Source organism: Methanosarcina spelaei (assembly GCF_002287235.1).
GTDB classification, from domain to species: Archaea; Halobacteriota; Methanosarcinia; order Methanosarcinales; family Methanosarcinaceae; genus Methanosarcina; species Methanosarcina spelaei.
The window spans coordinates 19664-45142 of sequence record NZ_LMVP01000101.1 but is presented as its reverse complement, the minus strand read 5'-3'; the positions used below and the strand labels follow the sequence as shown (position 1 = coordinate 45142).

Sequence of the window (25479 nt, the reverse complement as noted above, 5' to 3'; positions counted from 1 at the left end):
CTCCCCGGTAACCGTTGTTAAATAATTGCTTTATATTTTTAACTGCATTTTTATTTCAGTCGAATACCCCGCTAGCTTGCTGCGGGGATGGAAAACTTCCCCGGTAACCGTTGTTAAATAATTGCTTTATATTTTTAACTGCATTTTTACTGTAAATGGAACTCAGGTATGCAAACCACTGTGTCTTTAAAATTAGATATCACATGGTTTTTTGTATGAAATATCGGAAAAAAATTCTTTTAGATACTGAAATCGTTAGCTTTTTGAAAACCATATGCTTTGAGATTGGTGAAAGATACTGTTTTGAGTTTGATGCAATTGGTACTGATGGTGATCACATCCATCTTTTTGTTGGTGCTGAGCCAAAATATTCTCCTTCAAGAGTAATGCAAATTATAAAAAGCATTACAGCAAGACAAATCTTCAAAAAGTATCCTGAAATTAAAAAACAGCTTTGGGGTGGAGAATTGTGGAGTGATGGAGGATATATTGGAACCGTAGGAGATGGAACAACTTCCGATGTAATCAAAAGCTATATTAAAAATCAGGGAAACCAAGAAGAAAAAGAAGCATACCAGCAAATGAAAATAATCGATTTTTAGTAACCATTACAACCAGAGCGCTGGCGCGGACATACCCCGTTGCTTGCAGCGGGGTGCGCCAGCGCAACTTTGATTTCTTTAATTAAATTCTTATATCCAGTTTCTCTTAACTTATTTTTACTCCTAATTTTGAACTGTACTTCGAAATTAATACTTGCTTCTGAGATTATTTGAGACTAATTTACTATCTATCTTGTAAATTAAGCTGAAATTCCCAGACAAAAAATGCATGAATTAAACTAAAATTGAATGTTTAATTGTAGTGTATAGCTGAAATAATGTCTTAAAAGTAAATTAAAACTAAGAAAGTTTTTGATTGTTCACAACTTTTTTAAAAAATAAAAGATAATGAGAATATTTATATTAATCTATGTTCATTTTCTTCAAGCTAAAGTGATTTTATCTGAAAAATTTTGGATCAGGTAGATTAATTCTTTGAATAAAAGCATACTCTACATTCGTGTATTCAAATGAGCGCTCATTGTAAACATTTGCTTAGTTACAATATAAATTTTATTTAAGACTTTTTTAGTAAATGGAGGAATTGGAATAAAAACGTTAACCTCTCTGGTAGTTACTTTTTTAATTTTACTGTTTATATCCGGTCTCGGAGCTGCAGCTGAGATTATAGTGCAGCCAGGAGATTCTATTCAAAAAGCTGTAAATAATTCGTCTTCAGGCGATATAATTACTGTAAAACCCGGAACCTATGCCGAAAATATCAACGTAAATAAAAATAATCTTACAATCCGGTCAGAATCCGGAAACCCTGATGATACAACTATTATGGTCAAACGTTCAGGAGTCGATGTGTTCCTCCTGCAGGGAAGCAACATAAAAGTAACTGGGTTTAAGATTATGGGAGCAAGATCCGGTTATGCAGGAATCCGTCTGTCTTCATGCAGCAACTGCATAATTGAGAACAACAAACTTATGAACAACTGTTATGGAATCTATTTCCTGCGTTCTACAGGGAATAAATTTTCAAAGAATATGGCTATAAGCAACACAGATTTTGGAATTGTGCTTGGAACTGCAATGGACAATATCCTTTCAGGAAATACGGCTTTTGGTAACGGTCGCGGTACTCATATTGGCAACTCTGACGGCAACACATTCTCAGACAATACTATTGAAGATAATAGTGTTTATGGGCTTTATGTCTGTCCCAGAAGCGACAATAATCAGATTTACAATAATTACTTCAATGACACTAATATGACTATTACAAACGGAATCGGAAATGTCTATAACACCAAAAAAACCGCAGGTACTAACATTGTAGGCGGACCATATATAGGAGGCAACTTCTGGGGAAAACCTGATGGTACAGGATTTTCCAATACCGCAACAGATGTAAACAGGGACGGAATCTCGGACTCAGCTTATAAAAGCATAACAGGCAGTATCTATTCTGACGACCTTTCTCTAGTTGTCTATAAACCCGGATCGATAGAGCCTGTTGCTGCATTTTCTGCATCTCCAACCTCAGGAACCGCACCTTTGAGTGTCAGATTTAATGACACAAGCACAGGAACACCAACTAAATGGAAATGGACTTTTGGAGATGGGACCTCCTCAACCTTGCAGAATCCAACGCATAAGTATTCTAAAGCCGGAAATTATGCAGTTGTACTTATAGTAACTAATTCAGCAGGTAGTAATACATTAACAAAATCAGATTATATAAAAGTGGTAACAAAACCGGTTGCAAACTTCTCTGCGAAACCTACCTCAGGAAAAGCACCTTTAACTGTTACTTTTACTGACACAAGCACAGGAGCACCGACCAAATGGAAATGGAGTTTTGGAGACGGAACAAGTTCAACCCAACAGAACCCGACTCATAAGTATTCAGCCGCAGGAAGTTATACGGTTGTACTTACGGTAAGCGGTGCTACAGGCAGCAATACAGTAACAAAAACTGAATATATAAAAGTCATAGTAAAACCAGTTGCTGCATTTTCTGCATCTCCTACCTCAGGAAAAGTTCCATTAAACGTTAAATTTACTGATACAAGCACAGGAGCACCAGTTAAATGGAAATGGACTTTTGGAGACGGAACAAGTTCAACCTTGCAGAACCCAACACATAAGTATTCAGCTGCAGGAAAATACACGGTAACACTGACAGTAACCAATTCTGCAGGCAGCAACACGGCAACAAAATCAAGTTATATCACAGTGACAGGAACTTAACAGGCTTCTGTTACATATTTCTTGGGTTTCCCACTCTCAGGAAAAGCTCTACTGAATGTGTAGTTTACTGACAAAAGCAGCAATAGTCCAACTTCATGGAAATGGAGCTTTGGAGACGGAACCTATTCAACATCTAAGAGTCCTGAGTTTACTGACAAAAGCAGCAATAGTCCAACTTCATGGAAATGGAGCTTTGGAGACGGAACCTATTCAACATCTAAGAGTCCTGCACATAAATACAGTAAAGCAGGAAAATATACTGTCAGCTTAACAGTAAAGAATGCTAAAGGCAGTTAATACTAAAACGATTTTTGAATATATTATCGTAAGTAAACAATATAATAAACTCATGAATCAATTGAGGAAACATAGTAAACTCACGAACTAGTTAAAATGTTGCTATATTTCTCAAAACTCCTTTATTTTTTAATATACCCGAAGCAGTCGAGTTAAAAAGAGATAAGGATACTGAGTTTATTATAGAGGCTATCCCAAAACTTCACTTAACCTCATTATTGCTTCTAAGATTACAACTCCATTAAGATATTTTTTATCTTACATCTTGTAAATGCTTTCTTACATGGCTCTATCCAGCTAAAAATTTCTATATTTCATTTTTCTTCTTTAATGAACTTAAAAGGACCCTATTAAAGTTACATTTGATTTACAATTAGTTGAATGGACCAAAAATCAGGTTTTTCTTGCAAATTAAGCCGGACTTTTAATTTTATGGTATAAAACTACGTCATGCAACATCAAACAAAAATTGTAACCAAAAAAGAAGTTTTTGGACATGGATTGGAAACTTTTTAATATAAAAAATCTAAATATAGAATGAATTTATAATTATGGAACAAAATAACTAAGCTCCTACTATGCAAGATCTAACCTACAATCGATATAACAAGAATCCCTATAATGTTTCTTTTGTATAGAGAATGTGGAAACGATATAAGTACCGACGGTTGACTAACTAAGACAGAATGCTATTAAAATTGAACTAAAGAGATTTGTCATTTAAGAAATTTTATACTAAATCTGCAAATTACCTATAGCTACATCCCGATTTTCATGAGTTTATGAACTCCAGTTCAATCTGTTAATTAAAAATATGGTTATGTAGAAATCTTCTGAAGTTAAGAATCTCCAGTTGTTTAAACTGAACTAGCTGACATACTTTTACATATTTATTTCAGAACCTATTGAAACTTATTTAGATAGGTCTTCTACAAAATCAAAAATGAAGAAACTACTAGTGTCGCGTCAACCGTAAAATGTCATATAAAACCGATGGGAATTCTTCGGAATCGTTGAATTCTTGATGATTGACTCGGCACTAGATTTTGGAACTGAGTTTTAGAGCAATAAAACCTGTATTCGACAGGTCGACACTAATATTTGGGTATTTTTCAGGATAGGTATCCTACTCAAACTGTAAGGGAAAAAGTAGATCTCATATATTTATTGAAAGTTTAAAAATTTACTCGAGTATAAAAATGCATTAAGACTAAAAATACATTAAGAAATCAGTTTAACTTTCAAAATATGTGAAAAATTATTCTAAGTTTTTGGTTAGAATATTTTCCCTTAAATGAAGAGGATGTCAGGATAGTGCTTTTCAAACGCCCCTATTAATTCGTCCTGTATTTAACATGTGTTAACATATTGCCCAATCATCACAATAAAAAGGAGTGACAGGCCACTTTTGCAGTCTTTTGGATGAGATTGAATGCAAATTTCCACAAAAATGCTATCCATGAGAAAACTTGCAAAACAATTTACCTGCTGGATGTAGGATAAAACACAAGGAGTAAGACAATGAAAATGAACAAAAAACTGTGTTCAGTAGCTTTAGCTTCAACAACTATTGTTTTATTTTTAATTTTAACATTATCTATTACATCGGCAGCTACTGCACAAATTACTTCTAACACGGCTGGATACGCCTACGTTACAAATAGCGGCAGCACCACTGTCTCTGTAATTGACCTTGCAATAAACAAGGTTACAGCTACGGTAAGTGTAGGAAAATATCCTTACGGAGTTGCAATCAATCCTGCCGGAACAAAAGTGTATGTGTCAAAAGAAGTAAGCGGCGTTATCTCGGTAATTGACACCAAAACAAACAAGGTTACAGCCACAATACATGTAGGGAAGCATCCATGGGGAGTTGCAATTAACCCGGCCGGAACAAAGGTATATGTGGCAAACGAAGGTAGCAGAAGTGTCTCGGTAATTGACACTGCAAGCGACAAGGTTACAGCTACAGTAAAAGTAGGAAATTATTCTTGTGGAGTTGCAGTAAATCCGGCTGGAACAAAAGTATATGTGGCGAACACTCTCGATAACACTGTCTCTGTTATTGACACAGCAACAAACAAGGTTACAGCCACGATAACTGTAGGAAATCTCCCTACCGGAGTTGCAATTAATCCAGCAGGAACAAAGGTATATGTGACAAACGAACACGACGTCTCTGTAATTGATACCGCAAAAAATAAGGTTGCTGCCACGGTGACTGTAGGAAAATATCCATGGGGAGTTGCAGTAAATCCAGCAGGAACAAAAGCATATGTGACAAACTATGGAGATGGTACTTTTTCTGTGATTGATACAGTCACAAACAAGGTTACAGCAACAGTGAATGTAGGAAGTTATCCTTTAGGAATTGCTTTCAGCCCAGACGGAACTAACGTATATGTGGCGAAAGAAGCAAGCGGCGCTGTTTCCGTAATTAATACAGCCACAAATAAGGTTACAAATATAGTAAAAGTAGGAAAAGAGCCTGTTGCGTTCGGGCAGTTTATAGGTTCTGTCCCAGTACTTCCTGTTGCAAGTTTCACCAGTAGTGTTACATCAGGAAAAGCACCAATAAATATCGTCTTCACTGATACAAGCACAGGAACACCTACCAAATGGAAATGGAATTTTGGAGACGGGACAACTTCAACCCAGCAGAATCCCATTCATAAGTATTCAAAAGCAGGAACATATACTGTAACCTTAACAGTAACGAATGCTGCAGGCAGTAGTACGGTAACAAATACAAACTATATAAAAATAATAGAAAAACCGACTGCTGCAATCTCTGCAAAATCTCCCTCATGAAAAACACCAATAAATGTCGTTTTTATTGACAAGAGTACAGGAACACAAACTAAGTGAAAATAGAGTTTTGTGAACAGAACCTTCTTAACCCCCTGAATCTCACGCGTAAACTGTTAAATGTTCAGTTTTTTTCATTACTCTTATTTTCTCATATCTCTCTATTTTATATCTTAGCTTTCTCTCTTCTTCATCTGTTTCGCCTCAGGAAATAGGCTGCTCCTATAGCTAGCCCCAAAACTCCAGGTCCAGGTCCAGGTGATTCTTTTTCTTCTGAATCCTCTTCATTGGTAGCATTTTCGTCAGTAGTGTTTTCATAGGTGGCATTTTCGACTGACGTTTCTGTAGCTTCTTCGGTTTTATTTACAGTAATTCCTGAACTGGTTGCTTTCTCCCTGTCGGCCAGGCCCTGCTCATAAGCACTGGCGTTCAGATTGCTTTCAATGGCTTTAACAGCATTTGGGACTTTTGGGGATAGTGGGTAATTATCGGTTCCTCCGCCTGTGATGTTATATGAGGTATCGCAAATTCCATTGCTATTTTCGTCCACACCGGTTTCGCTGTAACCTTTACCTTCAAGGTCGGCCCAGAAATTCCCTCCGATGTAAGGACCCCGGATGATATTCTCTCTTATTTTGAGGGGGCTTTGCCAGATATTTTCAGCATTTACGACTTTTTCTTCGACATTTTCGTCGTTTTTGAAGTAATTGTTGTATATATAGTTCTTGCTGCTTAACTCAAGAGCGATTCCCGGACCATAATTATAGGCAATTATATTGTCGACAATGTCATTTGAGTTTGAGCTTTCGAGCCTTATTCCTTTCTCGTCAAGGGTAACGAGATTATTGCTTATGGTATTGCTGCCAGAACCTTTGAGAAGAATGCCATCTTTGGCTCCCTGAACTCTGTTGTTGTTAATATAGCAGCTTTTGACTCCTGTAAGCAAGATCCCTGCTTTTTCCGAACCCTCAATGGCAAACCCGCTAAAAGATGCTCTATCTACGCTGATTTCAATAGTGTTTTTCGTAGGATCAGCTTCCCTTATCACTGTGTCTTCTGGCTTTCTTGACTCCGACCAGATCTGGACTTGCTTATTTATTTTGAGATTTTCAACATAGGTTCCAGGGCTTACATAAATAGTGTCTCCGACTTCTGCTTCATCAATTGCGGCTTGTATCGAAATATAGTCTCCTTCATTTGTCGAACTTACTCTTAAAGTCGAGGCCGAGGAGGTAGAGCAGGTACAGAGAACTGCCAGAGTAATCGCAAGCGCCGTCAGCTTAAAAGTTCTGAAATTCTGTCTGTTTATTTTTCTCATACTGGTTCTTCCTTTACATTTTGAAGCTTCCGTTTTCTTTAGTCAGGGTTCAACTCTTTAGAAAAAGGAAAGCCTTCCTTTTTTAGGTTTTTTACTGGTTTTTAGTAAAAATTTTCTCAATACTCGCCAGGAAAGTAATTTTATCCTGAAATTAATATATCTTTGGAAATCAAAAATTATAAACAGCTATCCTTAAATAATAGTTCAATATCCTCTACGATAAAGGAAATTAATCTTCAGTCAAAGCCTTATCTTCAGTTAAAGCCTTATCTTCAGTCAAAGCCTTATCTTCAGTTAAAGCCTTAAATACTGTAGAACCCGATATTACACTGAAATTTTATTGTTTTATTATCGTCTCGAACGGAGGCCTAAAAATGGATGAGAAGATTGCGCTCCTCCTTGAAGAGTTAACCAGGGCGCTTGGAGACCTTGAAAAAACTGGCATAAGGGCAGAGTTTGAGAAACTCATTGCTTTTCGTGTCCCGCCTGATGTCGCAAAAGAGAGCATCCTCCGCAAGTTCGGAGGAAAAAGAAAAACTTTGAAAGTAAAGGATCTGTCTGCTAATATTAAGAACTTTGAGCTTACTGGCAGGATTCTGGACCTTGGGGAAAAACCAATCCGCCAGCAGGCAGGGACTCAGGAAAAACCTTCCAGGCTTTATACCGGAGTTCTTGCAGACGAAACCGGTTCTGTCCTGTTTTCTTCCTGGAGAGAGCTGCCAGGTTCTATTGGGGATGTGATCAACATCAAAAACGCCTATGTCCGGATCTGGCAAAACCGGATCAGGCTTTCTATAGGGGAACAGTCTCCTGTGTCGAAAATTTTGGACTCTTCGCTTCCTCCCATGTCCGAACTTTCAGCAAGCCAGAAAAAAAAGTTAACTGACATAGGGACTGCGGATTTTTCCGTAGATACTGTAGCCTGCGTGCTTCAGCTTTCCTACAGGGAAGTCCTTACAAAGGGGCACCAGTCCAGAGTGATCTCAGGCGTGTTTGCGGACGAGACCGGCAGGCTGCCTTTTACGGCCTGGATTGAGCTGGTTGGCATTGATATTGGGAGCATTATTCGAATTGAGGGAGCTCAGGTGCGAATGTTCAGGGGAATGCCGTCGGTAAGTATCCTGAGTGGCACAAAAATTTCTTCAGTAGGGTCGGAAGAAGCCGGAAAACTTGCATTCACCTTCGAATCCGCAGCAAAAGATCCTGTCCCAATCAAAATCGAAGAGATAAATTCGAGAGACAGCGTGTTTGACGTGTCCGTAGCAGGCAATCTGGTTTCAATAAGGCCCGGTTCAGGCATTATCTCCCGTTGCCCTGAGTGCAGCCGTGTAATTCAGAAAGGAAACTGCAGGGTGCACGGGAAGGTAGAAGGCATATGGGACATGCGGATCAAAGCCGTACTGGATGACGGAACAGGTTCCGTGTCAGTTATGTTTCCAAGGGAGCTTGCGGAAATTATCTATGGAAAAACTCTTGAAGAAGCCGAACAGCTAATGTTCTCGGATGTCTCTAAAGATGCAGTCTATGAAGATTTAAGGCGTTTTCTTACAGGCCGCTATCTTGCAGTACGCGGAAACTCTTCAAGAAGTGAATTTGGGATTTCTTTTGTAGCTGAAAACGCCTGGGTACCTGAAGAGGACCTTGCGGTGAGGGTAGTTGACCTCCTTCGCAGGCTCGGGCAGGATGAAGAGGACGGGCAGGATAAAAATTCACAGGTTTCCGGGGGGGGAATTGAACTTGCTTAAACGAGAGGTTGCAAAAAGAGTTTTTGCAAGAGAATTCGAAGCCTGCAGAGAACTTGAAAAACTCGAGCGTTCGGACTCGGAAGCGGCAGATTCAAAAACTCCAAACCTGCTTATTAGCCCTGTGGGACTCATTCTCAATCGTGTTTTTGTAGTTGGAGTAGTCACAGAACTTGATAATATCGGAACCCAGAGTGAGATGTGGAAGGCGAGAATAGTTGATCCCACAGGGGCTTTTACGGTATACGCAGGGCAATACCAGTCTGAGGCTTCGATCTTCTTTTCAACGGTACAGGTTCCTGCTTTCATTGCCCTTACAGGAAAAGCCAGAACCTACGAACCCGAACCCGGATCGGTTTTTATTTCTATTCGGGCTGAAGAGGTAAATATAGTGGATGAGGAAATCCGCAACAGATGGGTTGTGGATACCGCAGAACAGACCGTTGAAAGGCTTGAAGCTTTCTCGGATGCTCTGACCAGTGGATATCATGGGGAGAAACTTCGGGAATACCTTCTGGAGAAAGGCATTTCTTCCGAGCTTACGGAAGGGATTGTAATTGCGCTTGAACGGGAACGCTCTCCTGATGAGTTTGCAAAACTACTTAAGTATTCCATCAGGGAAGGCCTCAAAACTCTGGATTTGGACTCAGAAGATAGTGCTGATGCTAAAGCTGACCAGAAAGAATTCGTGCTCGAATTGCTCAGGGAAATGGGTGGGACCAAAGGAATCGATTACGCAGCTTTTATGGATGCTGCAGCCTCCCGGGGAATTTCTGAGCAGGTTGTAGAAGAGGTTATTCGCTTCCTGCTTGCAGGCGGGCAGTGTTACGAACCTAAGATAGGAATAATAAGACTGGTAGGGTAATTTAAGATAGGAATAATATGACTGGTAGGGTAATTTAAGATAGGAATAATATGACTGGTAGGGTAATTTAAGATAGGAATAATATGACTGGTAGGGTAATTTAAGATAGGAATAATAAGATTTGTAAGGTAACCAAAGATCAAAAATAATAAGACTTGTAGGAAATAGTGCAGGGAAGAAAACTTGTAGTATAGATGAAATTAGAAGGGATTAGCTCTTTATGTGTGTGATAACGCTTAAGTGCAATTAGGTTAATTGGTATTCTCTGTTAAAATTTAATATCTCATGTTTATTGTATTACTTGGAGAAATTGACATGAAAGTATTGGTCAGCGACTCACTCTCCAATGAAGGTTTGGAGATTCTAAAAGAACACTTTACGGTTGATGTTTCCACCGGGCTTTCCGAAGAGGAGCTGGTGAAAAAAATTAAGGATTACGATGCTCTTGTAATACGCAGCGGCACCCAGGTCACCCAGAAGATTATCGAAGCTGCCGACAACCTGAAAATCATCGGGAGAGCCGGGGTCGGAATTGACAATGTTGATGTGGATGCAGCTACAAAGAAAGGCATTATTGTGGCTAACTCTCCCGAAGGCAATATGATTTCGGCAGCAGAGCACACAATTGCCATGATGATGTCAATGTCCAGGAACATCCCCCAGGCAAATGCTTCCCTGAAAGCCAGGGAGTGGAAACGCAATAAGTTCACTGGGGTTGAGGTCAAAGGCAAGACCCTGGGAATTATAGGTCTCGGAAGAATCGGTTCCGAAGTCGCAAAAAGGGCTTCAGGGCTTGAGATGAACCTTATGGGGTATGATCCTTTTATTTCCGAAAAGCGGGCTGTCGAGCTTGGAGTCAAGCTCGCTACAGTTAACGAAATCGCAAAAGCAGCTGATTATATCACAGTGCACACGCCTCTTATTAAAGAAACCAAAAATATTCTTGATGAGGAGCAGTTTGCCCTGATGAAACCCGGCGTCAGAATTATTAACTGCGCCCGCGGCGGCATTATCAGCGAAGAAGCCCTGGCAAAAGCTCTTGAAAGCGGAAAAGTGGGCGGCGCAGCAATAGACGTTTTCGTCGAGGAGCCTCCTTTTAACAGTCCTCTCCTTAATTATGACAACGTTATAACAACTCCTCATCTTGGTGCCTCCACACAGGAAGCTCAGGTCAATGTGGCAGTAGACATTGCAAAGGAAGTAACATCCGTCCTAACAGGTGGGCCTGCAAAGAACGCAATCAATATACCCTCAGTAAAGCCGGAAGCTATGGCAGTTCTTGCCCCTTACATCAGGCTTTCGGAGATTATGGGCAAGATTGCAGGGCAGCTCGTAGACGGAAACTATGAAAAAGTCGAAATCGGATACAACGGAGAGATTTCAGGAAAGGACACACGGCCTCTTACAGTCTCGGCTCTTAAAGGGCTGCTTGAGATGGCGCTCGGTTCCGGAGTCAACTATGTCAATGCTCCTATCCTTGCAAAATCCAGAATGATTGCAGTCGTGGAAAGCAAATCCGAATCTTCTGAGGAATACTCTTCAACTATCAGTATCAAACTTAGCAGCAACGGCCAGACAAAGCTGGTTGCAGGCACTGTTGTCGGAGACGAACCAAAGATCGTCGTAGTCGATGACGATAGAGTAGATATCTTCCCTGCAGGCCATATGATTTTTGCCAAACATATCAACAGGCCCAATGTTATCGGACCATGCTGTCTGGTGCTCGGTAAAAACAATATCAATATCTCAGGTATGCAGGTTGGCAGGTCCGAAATTGGGGGCGTGACCATGATGGTTCTGAACGTAGATTCTGAAGTCTCTAACCCAATCCTTGAGGAAGTCCGGAAAGTCGATGGAATCCTTGATGCCAAACTTGTGACACTCTAAACTTCCATTATCAGGAAGACTTTACTCCGGCAGAAGTTCAGGATAGAAAATCCTGGGCCGGAGACTTTAAATTTTTGAGTATTTATTTCGAATTTCTTGATTCTGTATACTTCTTTACGTTAAACTTTTCATTACATTCACAATAATATTATATTTTCAACATTATTCCCTCAATGATAGTATACCTTCAACAATATTATACACTTAAAACATTATACTCTCAATATTATTACACTCTCCTTGCCAGATCAATTTTTATGGGTGCAGTTAATGGAAGAACTTAAACGTGTAGTCTCCGTTCCTTTTAAAAAAACTCTTGCAGCTTCTCTTTCGGAGAAGGATTTTGAGTATTCCCTGGCTTTTGACCTGAAGTGGTTTCCCCCGAAAATTGCCTCAAAAGTAAAGGAAAAAGCCCTTGAAGCAGGTCTTCTCGTGTTTAAAGATGGGGTTCTTGTGCCTGGTTTTGATGTGGAAAGTATTCGGCTTCCGCATGCTTTCAAGCCGTCGGAGAATTTTCTTGAAAATCCGGGCAGTTCTGGAGAAAAAGTGCCGATAAAAGAAGAAATTTCCTTCGAGCAGGTTCTGGAATTTGTCTCTGCAGATATTGAGGTAAACCGGCAAAAGTTGGTTTCAGAGATTAATTTCATGCAGGACCGGCTTTCCTACCTTGTGGACATTAGAGTTGTGGCACTTATTGTAGCAAAAAAATTCGGATGCGATATTTCGGTAATTTATGACAGAGTTTCGAGGTCAGTACTTAGTATATCTTACTAATGGATTTCCACAACTACTTATAAAAAGAACAGATATCTGCAACTACTTATAAAGAAGAATAGATATCTGCAACTGCTTATAAAGAAGAGAAGTCGCAGTTCTTTCAAGAAGTTCTATTTTATTCAAACATATCGAAGAAGGGTTACCTGAGAGAACAACTTCTTATAACTTTTTAATAAAATTAAATTATACTTTTTTATAAATTTTTGTGGATCGTTTCCATAAGCGGAGGAGCCGATAATTTCGGTGTAACTACTTCTATGTATGCACCCGTTTTAGCATTATCCAGCTCTTTCATGACCTTATCAAGTTCCTCACAGGTAGTAACCTTTTTTGTAATCCACTCATTGCGACCTAATACTTCTGGCAATTTATAATATTGCCACTCTGCAAGGTCATTGTAGCAGTAATCTAATTTTTTAGATAGCATTTTTTCGATCAGGTAGCCTTGATTATTCAGCACGAAGATAATAGGCTTTAGACCATAGCGGTAAAATTGGCTTATTTCCTGAGCAGTCATCTGATGTGATCCTTCGCCAGTTATAAGAATTACTCGCCGGTCAGGTGCAGCCAGTGCAGTGCCAAAGGAAGCGGGAGTAGCCCAGCCAATTGCTCCCCAGAGTATCTGGTTTTGGAACTTAACTCCTTTCGGCAAAAATAAAGGCAGTAACCCGTAAAAGGATGAGGTTGAGTCAGCCACGATTATGTCATCGGGCTTAAAAAACTCGGCGTATTTAGAGTATAAATAGTCAGCTGTTATTGGGTCCTCAGCATTTACCCGTGGAATTGCGGGACGTCTGGCCAAAGGTCCTCTGATATCGGTACGCTTGTTAAGCCTTCTGGTAAGTTCCTCCAGTACATCAAGCATTTTCACATTGATGTAATCAGTACGCCCTATATGAACACTGGAAGGCATGATATTGATAATTCGGGATTTATCCAGCTTTGCTGTGAACATTCCCATGTTAACATCAGAAGGGATAGTACCTATGGCAAGTATACAGTCGCAGGACTCCACAAACTCCCGGATTTCAGGATTGATAAGTTGTCCCATATATAATCCCAGGTAGGAGGGATTAGTCTCGTCAAGCACGGATTTATCCAGCGCCATAGTAACATAAGGCAATCCCGATACATTAATAACAGCCATAGCCAGATCCTTGATGCCAAAACGGTCAACAAGAAAACCCGGCATAATACAGGCTTGCTTTGAATTAGATAGTTTACCTTCAATAATCGAGACTACTTCTTCAAGAGTTGCAGGATCGCTTTTTACAGGTTTTCTTGCAGGCGCATTAAATGATGAGATTTTTGCGTTCACATAGTCGTGAGGTATTGCAATATAAACAGGACGGCGGTTCTCCAGGCCTGTTTCGATAACGCGCTCTACTTCTTGAACGCAGTTTTCCGGAGTAAGCATTGTACTCGCACATACTACTGGCGCAGCCATCTCCATAAATACGCTGGATTCTCCGTCGCCAAGCGAGTGATGTACTATATCGTGTCTCTTCTGTGCCTGCATTTTAGGCATTCCGACAATGTGGAATATGAGATCGTACTCCGCGTAAGAGCCTGCTATACCGCATAGCGTGGAAAGTTCACCTACGCCAAAAGTAGTAGATAGTGCTGACATACCTTTAATACGAGCATACCCATCAGCGGCATAAGCAGCATTCAGTTCATTGCAGCAGCCTATCCAGTGGAGCTCTTTATCGTCACATATGGCGTTGTTGATAGGAAATGCAAAGTCTCCTGGCACGCCGAAAACATCCCTTATTCCCAGTTGCTTTAATCTGTCCAGAAGGTATTGAATAACTGTTGGCATAATAGCATCACCCGCTCCCATTCGCTTATTTCATATTTCGTACCGTGCGCAGTAATTATTAATGCCACCTATAAAGAAGTTTAAGTTCGTTTGCAGCCTGTTCATAGATCGGATACTAATTCTATGCGAGATTTCCCTCTTCCTCAACACTGATCATTCCCCATGTAGTATAATTCATCTAATATTATAAAAATAGGATTTCTTTCTCTTTCTAATAATCCTATCTATATCGATTAACTCCGAAAACAAGTTTTATAATTGATAAGTAAAACGAAGATTGAGGTTATTAGTAAACAGAGATAGAAAAATATTAGAGACAAAATAAGATTATTGTTTGGAATCCTTGCAAATGGAACTAATGATACACATAATCTTTATGTACTAGAAATGTTATTCACATCATACCAATTCCAACTAATCGCTTGTTCTTTAAATTTGCTGCTTTTGGATTCAGATTCCAAAGGGGCAGTTATAGTGATGTTCGAACGCGATAGGGAATTTTTTTTCCGCGTAAGTGAGATTTATACGAATCTTGCGGAGGAACATACATTGGGTAAAAAATCACTAGTAAAACTGACAAGAAAAACAAATCCAAGAATCGTTTCCCTGATTCTTACCCTGAAAGATAGGGCAAGTACAAACACTGCCCCCATCTGGAAGGATATTGCGAAACGCCTTGAGATGCCGTCCAGAAACTATGCGGCTGTGAATTTGAGTAAGATTAACAGGCACACGGTAGAGGACGATGTTCTGCTTATTCCGGGAAAAGTTCTGGGCGCAGGTCTCCTTGACCACTCTGTAACTGTTGCGGCTCTAACCTTCAGTGACTCTGCAGTTGAAAAGATCACTGAAGCCGGTGGCAAGTGCCTGAGTCTCGAAGAGATAATGGAAGCAAATCCAAAAGGGTCCGGTATCCGGATTTTCCGCTGAGGTGTCGAAGATGACGGTTATCGATGCAAATGGGTTAATTCTAGGACGTCTTGCAAGTACAGTTGCAAAACAGTTGCTTTCAGGAGACGAAGAGATATATATTGTAAACGCTGAAAAAGCAGTAATTTCTGGCTCAAGGGCGACCACCCTCAAAGAATACCGGGAAACCCGGGAAAGAGGTGCTACCGAATTCGGACCTTACTTCCCGAAACGTCCGGAACGCATCCTTAAGAGGACTATCCGTGGCATGTTGCCCTATAAGAGAGCAAGAGGCAGGGACGCAATGTCCAGGCTCAAAGTCTATGTAGGCGTTCCCTCTGAACTCAAGGGCGCTGAAACAATCACAATTGCAGATGCCGATATGAGGCTTCTAAGCTCCAGTAAATATATTGAGCTTGGTGAAGTGAGCCAGAAAATGGGTTCAAAATTCTAAAGGGTGAGTCCTCATGGTCAAAGTAGTTAATTCATCTGGAAAGCACAAGACTGCAACTGCACGTGCAACAGTCACAAAAGGAACCGGAAAGGTCAGGATCAACAAAGTTCCGCTCGAGCTATATAAACCAGAGCTTATAATGATGAAGATCTCAGAACCTCTGCTGATCGCAGGAGATGAAGTGGTCTCCGGGCTTGATATTAATGTAGATGTCCGGGGTGGCGGAATTATCGGACAGGCTAATGCGGTAAGGACCGCAGTTGCCAGAGGTATTGTGGAATGGACAAATGACACAATTATCAGAGATAACTTCGCAAGCTATGACCGCAATTTACTTGTAAGCGATTCCAGGCAGAAAGAATCAAAGAACTTCGGTGGTCCCGGAGCAAGGGCTAAATACCAGAAATCTTACAGGTAAGACTATGATCCCAGTCCGATGTTTCTCATGTGGAAAAGTAATCTCAAACTATTGGGATGAGTACAAAAGACGTGTCAATGATGGCGAAAACGCTGCTGCAGTGCTGGATGATCTTGGGATCACCCGTTACTGCTGTCGCAGAATGTTGTTAAGTCATGTTGAACTCGTTGATGTGCTTTCGCCATACCAGTAAGGGACCGTAGGGTAGCTTGGTCCATCCTTCGGCGTTCGGGACGCCGGAACCTGAGTTCGAATCTCAGCGGTCCCATTTCCCTATTTCCAGGGTGCTGGTTTTAAGGCACGTAATGTAAAATATTAAAATTATCATGATTCTCAATTATCGGAATTCATCGGAGCGTTTTTAAATTTCAGGGTGATCAGTTGGTCAAGGAAAAATATACCCGGTTCGAGCGTGCACGGATCATAGGTGCAAGAGCATTGCAAATTGCAATGGGAGCCCCTGTCCTTGTTGAAGATGACGGGCGGCTGGACCCTCTTAATCTTGCTATTGAAGAGTTGAAGGCCGGAGTTATTCCTATAACGGTCAAACGTAAAACCAGTTAAAAACGCAGTGGGATACATCAGATATTGAATGTGTTTTATTGTTGATTCTATATTATGAGGTGACTTTATGGAGGAAATTGAGCAGACAGGGCAGGAAGAAAACAACGAACAGCCTTTGCCTGAAGAAGATGTCATGGCTGAAGCACAACCTGCACCTGAAAAGGAAGCCGCAGCAAAAGCCGGATCTGTACCTGTAGAAACAGAGGACGAAGAACCCTCTGCTAAAGAAGGTTCTACATCTCTTGTTTCTATTGACGAATACCTGGCAGCAGGTGTTCACATAGGTACCCAGCAAAAGACTCAGGATATGATGCGTTTCGTATACAGGGTCAGAACTGACGGATTATATGTACTTGACATCCAGTCAACGGACGAAAGAATAAGAGTTGCAGCAAAATTGCTGTCTCACTATGATCCTTCAAGAATCCTTGTGGTTTCTTCAAGGCAGTACGGTCAGCACCCTGCAAGGATGTTCTCCAGATCATTGGGCACAAGAGCAATGCTTGGAAGGTTTATCCCAGGCTTACTTACAAACCCACAGATCCATGGTTTCTTTGAGCCTGATGTTGTGATCGTAACCGACCCTGCAGGCGATGCGCAGGTACTGAAGGAAGCGTCAAGCATCGGAGTGCCTGTTATAGCGCTCTGCGATACTAACAATCTGATTTCAAATGTGGATCTTGTAATTCCCACAAACAACAAAGGTAGAAAAGCTCTTTCCCTTGTCTATTGGCTGCTTGCAAGGGAAGTCTCCCGGCTTAACGGTACTCCTTTCAATTACGAGTTAACTGACTTCGAAACACCTCTCTGATTCCGAAAGGCGACCCTGCAGACTGCAAGGATTTATAAAAATAGCCCGTATCTTATATGGGTGATCATAAATGAGACAGCCAGCAGTTGCAGGGCAGTTCTACCCCCTGCGTCCTGAAAATCTGGAGAAAGAACTTAAGCAATGTTTTGAAGGTCTGGAGATCCGGGAAAGGGATATCCTGGGAGCAGTTTGCCCGCATGCAGGATATGTCTATTCAGGGAGAGTTGCTGCACACGTTTATGCAGCTCTTTCCAAAGCCGACACATATGTCCTTTTTGGTCCCAATCATACGGGATATGGTTCTCCGGTATCAGTATCCATAGATACTTGGAAAACTCCTCTGGGATCTCTCGAGGTTGATCGAGAACTTGCAGAAGGACTATCCGGAAGTATTATTGATATGGATGAGCTTGGACACCGATACGAGCATTCGATCGAAGTTCAGCTTCCTTTCCTTCAATACCGCTTCGATCAGGATTTCAGGATTCTTCCTATTTGCCTGGGTATGCAGGATGAAGAGACCGCAACTGAAGTGGGATCCCTTATTGCTAACCTTGTTTCAAAAAGTGGGAAGAAAGTAACCTTTATTGCATCCAGCGATTTTACTCATTATCAGCCTGCAAACCTTGCAAGGGAAACGGATGAAGAAATTATAGAAGCTATCCTTAATCTGGATGTTTCAGGGATCTATGAAAGGTTGTATAGAAGAAATGCATCCGTATGCGGATACGGCCCTATTTCTGCGATGCTAACAGCCTCAAAGAAGCTTGGTGCAACTCGGGCTGAACTGCTTAAATACTCAAATAGCGGAGAGGTTTCCGGAGATATGGATGCAGTTGTAGGATATGCCGCAATTGTTGTGGAGTAAGAGAAATCCCGCAATTGCCAGTATCATGAAAATTCAGTTATTGATAGTCTTATAAGCTCAAAATCGTTGTATTCCGATGAAAAACTACAAGATTTTGCTCAGTTTAAGATTATGCTAAGTTTAATTGCTTCCAGGACACCAGGCAGTAGAAAAAAACTCTGCGGAAAACGAAGTATACTCGTTTTTAATTAAAAGGTACAGGGAGAGTTACGAATCCCCAAGTAAATTTTTTATGGTTTTTACCGTTATCTACTTATTATAGGTTTGTAAAACAGATTAAACATCAAAACAAAGTATTTTTAGCATTTGGAAACAAAGTGATGATGTGTTTATAAAAATTTACTATTCACTCAAATAAGTTAACATTCCATCTTCAAGAGTAAATTCATTTCTTACCTGCTTCAATCAAATTTGTAACTTTCAGAGGAGTAATATGATTTCGTGTTCTGCCCCCGGGAAAATATATCTTTTCGGAGAACATGCAGTTGTCTACGGAGAACCTGCAATAGGATGTGCAATTGAATTAAGGACCCATGTGAGGGTGGAATTATGTGACTCAATAATAATTCAGTCGGAAATTGGCCGAACAGGGATTGATTTTGATAAACATCCTTATATCTCCGCAGTCATTGAGAAAATGAGGGAAATGGTGTCAATAAACGGCGTTCATCTAAAAGTTGATTCTGAGATTCCTGTGGGCTCGGGACTTAGTTCATCTGCTGCTGTTACGATTGCAAGTATAGGTGCGCTCAATGAAATGTTTGGCTGTGGCCTCTCTCTCGAAGAAATTGCTAAAATGGGACATGAAATCGAAATTCAGGTACAAGGAGCCGCGAGTCCTACTGACACTTATGTCTCTACATTCGGAGGAATCGTGACCGTTCCCGATAGGAAGAAGCTGAAGACGCCTGATTGCGGGATAGTTATCGGGGATACAGGAGTTTTCGCTTCTACAAAAGAGCTTGTAATAAATGTGAGAAAACTCCGTGAAAGTTATCCACATCTTATAGAGCCTTTAATGGTTGTCATTGGAAGAATTTCCAAGACCGCAGAACCCTTTTTCCTTGCAGGAGATTACTCTTCAATTGGCAAACTTATGAATGTGAACCAGGGCCTTCTGGATGCACTTGGTGTAAATACTTTTGAGCTCTCTAAATTAATATACTCCTCTCGGGGAGCTGGAGCATTCGGAGCAAAGAGTACAGGAGGTGGAGGCGGGGGATGTATGGTTGCCCTTACAGCACCTGATAAATGTACACAAGTAGCTGAAGCCATTATAGATGCAGGGGGTAAAGCAATCATAACAAAGCCCACGGAACAGGGTTTAAGGTTAGAATGAGTAGTTTAAACCTGAGCTCTTTAGAGTTTTATTCCTTAATTTCGTGCTATTCATAAAGGAAGCTGGAAATTTTAAAAAAGGTATTGAGTGATATTGCATGAATGTCTCAACCGAACCTGTTATCCTGAAACTTGGGGGCAGTGTCATTACTGATAAAGCTGCAGATCAAGGGGTTGTAAGAGAGGATTCCCTTCAGAGAATTGCAAAGGAAGTTTCCGAATACCGGGGAAAAATGATTATTGTACACGGTGCAGGTTCTTTTGGGCACACCTACGCTAAAAAATATCAGCTTGGCAAAGTTTTTGATCCTGAAGGAGCAATTGTAACACATGAGTCTGTCAAGAAACTTGCATCCAGAGTGGTAGACACTCTAAATGAGCATGGAGTCCGGGCTATAGCTGTACATCCGATGTGCTGTACGGTTTGCAGAAACGGGCGAATCGAGAGTATGTACCTTGACAACATAAAGCTCATGCTTGAGAATGGGCTTGTTCCGGTTTTGCACGGAGATGTTGTTATGGATCTTGAACTCAGAGCGTGCGTACTCTCAGGAGACCAGATAGTCCCTTATCTTGCAAAAGAACTCAAAATTACCCGTCTCGGGTTAGGCTCGGCGGAGGATGGAGTGCTTGATAATGACGGAAAAACCGTACCTGAAATTACCCCAAAAACTTTTGAAAATTTCAAGCATTACATAAGGGGGTCAGGAAGTACCGATGTTACCGGCGGTATGCTAGGGAAAGTTCAGGAACTTCTGGAACTCAGCAAAACGTCTTGTATCACATCGTATATATTCAATGCCGGAAAAGATGATACTATATATCGGTTCTTAAACGGGGAGCCTATGGGAACCACAATCAGTCCGGACAAAAGGGTATGAAATATGATTAACACGACCTCAAAGCGAAAGATTGAACATCTGAAATTATGTGCTGAAAGCCCGGTTGAGTCCCGAAAAGTCAGTGCTGGCTTTGAGGACGTGACCTTGATCCACAGGGCGCTTCCGGAACTCAATATGGATAAACTGAACCTGTCTATAGACCTTCTTGGGAAACGCCTGCAAGCTCCCTTTTTGATCGCTTCAATTACTGGAGGTCACCCTGACACTATTCCTGTAAATGCTTCACTTGCCGCTGCGGCTGAAGAGCTGGGACTAGGAATCGGAGTTGGAAGCCAGAGAGCTGCATTTGATGATCCTTCTCAGGAAGATTCTTTCAGAGTTGTCAGGGAAAAAGCCCCGAATACTTTTGTATACGCAAATGTGGGTGCTGCCCAGATTCGTCAGTATGGGGTTGATGGTGTTGAGAAACTTATAGATATGATCGATGCCGATGCTCTTGCCATCCACCTTAACTTCTTACAGGAAGCCATCCAGCCAGAAGGGGATAGGGATGCCACTGGCTGCCTTGATATGATAAAAGAGATCTGCTCAGTACTGAACACGCCAGTAATTGTTAAAGAAACAGGAGCCGGGATCTCAAGAGAAGATGCCCTTCTCCTTCAGAAGGCAGGTGTGTCTGCAATTGATGTCGGAGGTGCGGGAGGCACAAGTTGGGCAGGCGTCGAGGTATACCGAGCAAGGAAAAGTGGAGATTCTGCTTCCGAATACCTTGGGGAACTGCTCTGGGACTTTGGAATTCCGACAGTCGCCAGCATTATCGAGTCCAGGGTTTCTCTTCCAATTATCGCAACCGGGGGGATCAGGACAGGAATAGATATCGCAAAATCCATTGCTCTTGGAGCCAGTGCGGCAAGTGCAGCCCTGCCTTTTGTAGGTCCTGCTCTTGAAGGAAAAGAATCTGTTGTCAAAGTCCTTTCCCGCATGCTTGATGAACTCAGGATTGCGATGTTTCTCTGCGGCTGTGCAAACATACAGGACCTGCGTAACGCACCTGTAGTTGTTACTGGTCGGACTCTTGAGTACCTGGGCCAGCGTGGCTTTAACGTAAAAGACTATGCCATAGCAGGAGACTCTTTCTGAATCTGGCATAGAGGTCGGTTAACTTTACCTGTAATCTGTACTAAAATTCAATCTGTATTAAAATTTGTTTTATACCGGTAAGATATAATAGCAGATATGTTAATTAGAAGATTCATTCCATAACAATATTTATACATAACATGAAAGTAATGTTCGGAAATAAATCGTTAATATGAACAGTGGTCTTGCAATTCCGAATCCTGGAAAACTGATTCCGAATTATACGAGTAAGCATTGGATTGAACCTTAGTTCTCTAATGTTAGTACAAGTACACCATAGAGATCTGCTTCAGGTTCATAACCAGATATCAGTTACTGTAAACAGTTACGGTAAAGTCAATGAAATTTAGGATTTAATTTCGTAAAACTAATAAAAGCCGATTAAGTTAAGGAATAGTTTTCATAAAATTACGTAAAATCATTTAATATAATAGTTCATTTCACAATTATTTAAACTAAAATTACTTAGTATTAACGGATTTCATTATTGGAATAGAAGTTATTATGATAATTGTTGACTAGGAATCGCCTGTGATATTAGAGTTATCTGGTGAAGTTACCGCTTGAATAAGCCAGATATATAACGGATTAATGAGAAGCAGCAGGGATATAGAACGAAAGTAAATTATAATAAATTAGAATAAGCTGGACGTAAACCAGAATAAGCTAGAGTAAGCCGGACGTAAACCAGAATAAGTTAGAATAAGCCTGAATAAATCCAGGAATAAAATCAGGAATAAAAACCCCAGTATAACAACGCAGGTTGCTGAATAAGCTCTAAAAGAATCGGCTAGAATAGAAAACTGGATGTTTTCAAAGCATTTTAAAAGTATAAAATCTTACTTTACAGAATTGATCAGAAACCAGGTTCTTAAGAAATACTAGCCAACTAGCCAGTAAGTAAAGAGTACGTAAAGGCTTCCTGTTAATTAAAGTAATAACAGAATTCGTTAGGATCTGAACGGTAGAACCTTTGAAGAAACGCATATCTAAAGAAGAGAAGATCTAAAGGTAATTCTGAAGCAATTTTGGAGCAATCTGGAGTTTCTGGAAACTGAACAACTGGAGCAATTCTGGAATGTACTTGACAGCCGTTTGAATTTGTATACTGAAACAGAGAAATTAAAGTAGAATTCTTCTGCAAGAGATGTAGCCTGGTTCGTCTCATCGGGGGTGGAGTTCTTCCTAACAGGGCTGAGTATGGCTACTCTAAGGCTATTCTGTGCTAGGCTCTATATTATGCTGTACCATTCACATCGCAGCTATCATTTTAAGGTCATCACCTGATCCATTTTCTGAGGATTGGGGTTCACAAGGATAAAAAATAAATAAGAGGTAAAAATATGACTGAAATAGGAATTGTTGCAGTCGGCGGTTACAATGAGATGGGCCGCAACATGACTGCGGTTATTATAGGTGAAGATATAATCATTCTGGATATGGGGCTTCGGCTCGATAGAGTTCAGATCCATGAGGATGTTGAAATCGATAAAATGCATTCTCTCGAACTTATTGAGATGGGAGCGATTCCTGATGATACTATTATGAAAGAAATAAATGGAACTGTCCGGGCAATTGTCTGCACTCACGGGCACCTTGACCATATAGGTGCGATTCCGAAACTTGCCCACAGGTATAACGCCCCAATTATCGCTACACCATATACATCGGCCCTTATCAAACAGCAGATCGAGGCTGAACGCAAGTTTGAGGTTTGCAACAGGGTTATTCCGCTGAATGCAGGTGGAACTTACCAGGTTACGGAAGATATTTCCATCGAGTTCATCAATGTCCAGCATAGTATTATTGACTGTGTGCTTGCAGTAGTTCACACTCCAGTTGGAGCGGTCCTTTACGCCTGCGACTTTAAGCTGGACCGCACTCCGACAATGGGTGAAGCTCCCGATTTCGAGCGCCTCAAAGCCCTCGGGAAGGAAGGAGTTGTCGCAATGATTGTAGAAAGCACGAATGCCGGACGTTCAGGAAAAACTCCGTCTGAACAGATTGCAAAGGATATGGTCAGAGACGTGCTCCTTGGAACAGAAGAGTCCGAAGTAGGGATGATTATTACCACCTTTGCATCCCATATTCCCAGACTAAAAGCAATTATTGAAGCGGCTGGGGAAATGGGCAGGATTCCTGTGCTTTTGGGGCGCTCAATGGAACGCTACGTAGGGGCTGCGAGAGACCTTGGCTATATGGAACTGCCTTCCAATGTGGAGATGCACGGCCAGAGGAAGGATGTAGATAGGGCCTTCAAACGCATTATCCAGGAAGGAAAGAACAAGTACCTCCCAATCGTCACCGGGCACCAGGGGGAGCCAGGCTCCATACTTGTGCGCGTTGCAAACGGGGAAACTCCGTATACAATTGAGCCAGGAGACAAGGTTATTTTCTCTGCAAATGTGATCCCGAGCCCAATGACTCAGGCTAACCGCTATGCCCTTGAGACCAAGCTCAAAATGCGGGGTGCCAGGATTTATGACAATGTGCACGTATCAGGGCACGCATACAGGGAAGATCATTGGGAACTCCTGCGTATGGTAAATCCTGAGCACGTAATCCCTGCCCATGGAGATATGGAGATGCACGGACACTACATCGAGATGGCGGAAGATGCCGGGTATGTACTTGGAGACACAGTACACCTCCTCAGAAACGGTGAAGTGTTATATATAGAAGAATAACCGTATAGGAAATCTATCCTTACCTCGTGATATTTATGACGTTAGTTGATGAGATCAAAAAAAGAAGTGTCCATGTTGACGCCGCAATTGATGAACTGCTTCCGGTAGCTCATCCAGAGGAATTATATAAAGCCTCTCGCTACCTGGTAGATGCAGGAGGAAAGCGTCTCCGTCCTGCCGTTCTCATTCTGGTAGCCGAAGCAACGGGCTCTGACCTTAAATCGGTTTTACCTGCAGCTGTGGCCGTGGAGCTTGTACATAATTTCACTCTGATCCATGATGACATAATGGACAAGGATGATGTCCGCAGAGGGAGACCTGCAGTCCATATGATATGGGGTGAAGCCGGAGCAATTCTTGCAGGTGATACACTTTATTCCAAAGCCTTTTCGATTCTGTCAAAAGTCCAAAACGAGCCTTCAAGGATTTTGAAATGTATGGATATCCTTTCAAAAACCTGTACCGAAATTTGTGAAGGCCAGTGGCTTGACATGGATTTTGAAAAGAGGGAAAAGGTTAGTAAAGCTGAATATATTGAGATGGTGGAAAAGAAGACATCAGTCCTTTATGCAGCTGCAGCCAAGATCGGGGCTCTTCTTGGAGGTGCTTCTGATGAGACTGCTGAAGCCTTATCCGAGTATGGACGCCTTATAGGGATTGGGTTCCAGATGTATGACGACGTTCTGGATATGGTCACTCCTCAGGAAGTGCTCGGTAAGGTAAGAGGCAGTGACCTTATGGAAGGAAAACACACCCTTATCATAATCGATGCTTTTGAAAAAGGCGTGAAACTTGACATTTTCGGAAAAGGGGAAGCTACTCAGGAAGAAACCGATGAAGCTGTCCGGACTTTAACCGAATGCGGATCAATTGATTATGTAAAGAACCTTGCAATTTCATATATCAACGAAGGTAAAGCAAAACTGGACGCCCTGCAGGACTGTCCTGAGAAAGAACTTCTCCTTCAGATTGCCGATTATATGATCTCAAGGAAATACTGAAATCATCAAGATAGGAAGTTCAGGGAAGTTTGCGGCTAATTGAGGCCGCAATAACCTATATTTTCATAATTTTTTGTTGCCGAGCTCATTCCAGAGCTAGTTTTACGTTTAAAATCATAAAGTTTCAGAA

The 25479-nt window shown here is 41.3% G+C and carries 20 protein-coding genes, 1 tRNA gene and 1 pseudogene; 20 read left to right on the top strand and 2 right to left on the bottom strand.

What is annotated here, in order from left to right; genetic code table 11:
* Window positions 1–155: 155 nt before the first annotated feature.
* The 3 genes and pseudogenes from tnpA to ASJ81_RS24160 all read left to right on the top strand — a co-directional run bounded on the left by tnpA (window position 156) and on the right by ASJ81_RS24160 (window position 5909).
* Window positions 156–602 carry an IS200/IS605 family transposase gene (gene tnpA / locus ASJ81_RS07055; protein WP_095643861.1) on the top strand — a complete coding sequence of 149 codons (447 nt, stop codon included), beginning with the start codon at window positions 156–158 and terminating at the stop codon, window positions 600–602.
* A 510-nt stretch (window positions 603–1112) separates the two neighbouring features.
* Window positions 1113–3098: pseudogene (locus ASJ81_RS07050) on the top strand (PKD domain-containing protein).
* Window positions 3099–4619: 1521 nt separating this feature from the next.
* Window positions 4620–5909: a PKD domain-containing protein gene (locus ASJ81_RS24160; RefSeq protein WP_275112539.1), complete on the top strand. Its 1290-nt coding sequence runs from the start codon at window positions 4620–4622 to the stop codon at window positions 5907–5909.
* Between the two features lie 187 nt (window positions 5910–6096).
* Here ASJ81_RS24160 and ASJ81_RS07040 read toward each other — a convergent pair whose 3' ends face one another.
* Window positions 6097–7224 (bottom strand): right-handed parallel beta-helix repeat-containing protein, encoded by a 1128-nt coding sequence (locus tag ASJ81_RS07040; protein WP_095643860.1) that lies wholly within the window; start codon window positions 7222–7224, stop codon window positions 6097–6099.
* A gap of 374 nt (window positions 7225–7598) precedes the next feature.
* On the opposite strand from ASJ81_RS07040, the gene ASJ81_RS07035 reads away from it, so the two are divergent.
* The 4 genes from ASJ81_RS07035 (at window position 7599) to ASJ81_RS07020 (ending at window position 12492) form a co-directional block, all read left to right on the top strand.
* Window positions 7599–8969, top strand: a complete 1371-nt coding sequence (locus ASJ81_RS07035; RefSeq protein ID WP_095643859.1) for a Single-stranded DNA binding protein — start codon at window positions 7599–7601, stop codon at window positions 8967–8969.
* Entirely contained in the window at window positions 8962–9831 is an 870-nt protein-coding gene (locus ASJ81_RS07030; RefSeq protein ID WP_095643858.1) for an RPA family protein, read from the top strand. The genes ASJ81_RS07035 and ASJ81_RS07030 overlap by 8 nt, the downstream gene beginning before the upstream one ends.
* Window positions 9832–10146: 315 nt before the next feature.
* Window positions 10147–11718 (top strand): phosphoglycerate dehydrogenase, encoded by a 1572-nt coding sequence (serA, locus tag ASJ81_RS07025; RefSeq protein ID WP_095643857.1) that lies wholly within the window; start codon window positions 10147–10149, stop codon window positions 11716–11718.
* A gap of 270 nt (window positions 11719–11988) precedes the next feature.
* Entirely contained in the window at window positions 11989–12492 is a 504-nt protein-coding gene (locus tag ASJ81_RS07020; RefSeq protein ID WP_095643856.1) for a DUF2240 family protein, read from the top strand.
* Between the two features lie 196 nt (window positions 12493–12688).
* Here the strand turns inward: ASJ81_RS07020 and ASJ81_RS07015 are convergent, their stop codons facing one another.
* Window positions 12689–14317: an alpha-keto acid decarboxylase family protein gene (locus tag ASJ81_RS07015; RefSeq protein ID WP_095643855.1), complete on the bottom strand. Its 1629-nt coding sequence runs from the start codon at window positions 14315–14317 to the stop codon at window positions 12689–12691.
* 549 nt (window positions 14318–14866) lie between these two features.
* Here ASJ81_RS07015 and ASJ81_RS07010 point away from each other — a divergent pair.
* The 13 genes from ASJ81_RS07010 to ASJ81_RS06950 all read left to right on the top strand — a co-directional run bounded on the left by ASJ81_RS07010 (window position 14867) and on the right by ASJ81_RS06950 (window position 25349).
* A complete protein-coding gene (locus ASJ81_RS07010; protein WP_095643864.1) occupies window positions 14867–15247 on the top strand; it encodes a 50S ribosomal protein L18e in 381 nt (126 codons plus the stop codon).
* Between the two features lie 10 nt (window positions 15248–15257).
* Window positions 15258–15680 carry a 50S ribosomal protein L13 gene (locus ASJ81_RS07005; RefSeq protein WP_095643854.1) on the top strand — a complete coding sequence of 141 codons (423 nt, stop codon included), beginning with the start codon at window positions 15258–15260 and terminating at the stop codon, window positions 15678–15680.
* 13 nt (window positions 15681–15693) lie between these two features.
* Window positions 15694–16098 carry a 30S ribosomal protein S9 gene (locus ASJ81_RS07000; protein ID WP_095643853.1) on the top strand — a complete coding sequence of 135 codons (405 nt, stop codon included), beginning with the start codon at window positions 15694–15696 and terminating at the stop codon, window positions 16096–16098.
* A gap of 4 nt (window positions 16099–16102) precedes the next feature.
* The gene (locus ASJ81_RS06995; protein WP_095643852.1) at window positions 16103–16291 is read left to right on the top strand and encodes a DNA-directed RNA polymerase subunit N; all 189 of its coding nucleotides are present in this window, start codon (window positions 16103–16105) and stop codon (window positions 16289–16291) included.
* A tRNA-Pro gene (locus ASJ81_RS06990) sits at window positions 16292–16366 on the top strand.
* A 113-nt stretch (window positions 16367–16479) separates the two neighbouring features.
* A complete protein-coding gene (locus ASJ81_RS06985; RefSeq protein WP_048108139.1) occupies window positions 16480–16662 on the top strand; it encodes a DNA-directed RNA polymerase subunit K in 183 nt (60 codons plus the stop codon).
* A 67-nt stretch (window positions 16663–16729) separates the two neighbouring features.
* Window positions 16730–17473 carry a 30S ribosomal protein S2 gene (gene rpsB, locus ASJ81_RS06980; RefSeq protein WP_095643851.1) on the top strand — a complete coding sequence of 248 codons (744 nt, stop codon included), beginning with the start codon at window positions 16730–16732 and terminating at the stop codon, window positions 17471–17473.
* Window positions 17474–17543: 70 nt separating this feature from the next.
* On the top strand, window positions 17544–18341 hold the full coding sequence (locus ASJ81_RS06975; RefSeq protein WP_095643850.1) for an MEMO1 family protein: 798 nt from the start codon (window positions 17544–17546) through the stop codon (window positions 18339–18341).
* A gap of 433 nt (window positions 18342–18774) precedes the next feature.
* Window positions 18775–19680: a mevalonate kinase gene (locus ASJ81_RS06970; protein ID WP_095643849.1), complete on the top strand. Its 906-nt coding sequence runs from the start codon at window positions 18775–18777 to the stop codon at window positions 19678–19680.
* Window positions 19681–19777: 97 nt separating this feature from the next.
* A complete protein-coding gene (locus ASJ81_RS06965; protein ID WP_095643848.1) occupies window positions 19778–20560 on the top strand; it encodes an isopentenyl phosphate kinase in 783 nt (260 codons plus the stop codon).
* Window positions 20561–20563: 3 nt separating this feature from the next.
* Window positions 20564–21661 (top strand): type 2 isopentenyl-diphosphate Delta-isomerase, encoded by a 1098-nt coding sequence (gene fni, locus ASJ81_RS06960; RefSeq protein WP_095643847.1) that lies wholly within the window; start codon window positions 20564–20566, stop codon window positions 21659–21661.
* 1343 nt (window positions 21662–23004) lie between these two features.
* Window positions 23005–24348, top strand: a complete 1344-nt coding sequence (locus ASJ81_RS06955; protein WP_095643846.1) for an RNase J family beta-CASP ribonuclease — start codon at window positions 23005–23007, stop codon at window positions 24346–24348.
* 35 nt (window positions 24349–24383) lie between these two features.
* Window positions 24384–25349 (top strand): polyprenyl synthetase family protein, encoded by a 966-nt coding sequence (locus tag ASJ81_RS06950; protein ID WP_095643845.1) that lies wholly within the window; start codon window positions 24384–24386, stop codon window positions 25347–25349.
* The last annotated feature ends 130 nt before the right edge of the window (window positions 25350–25479 follow it).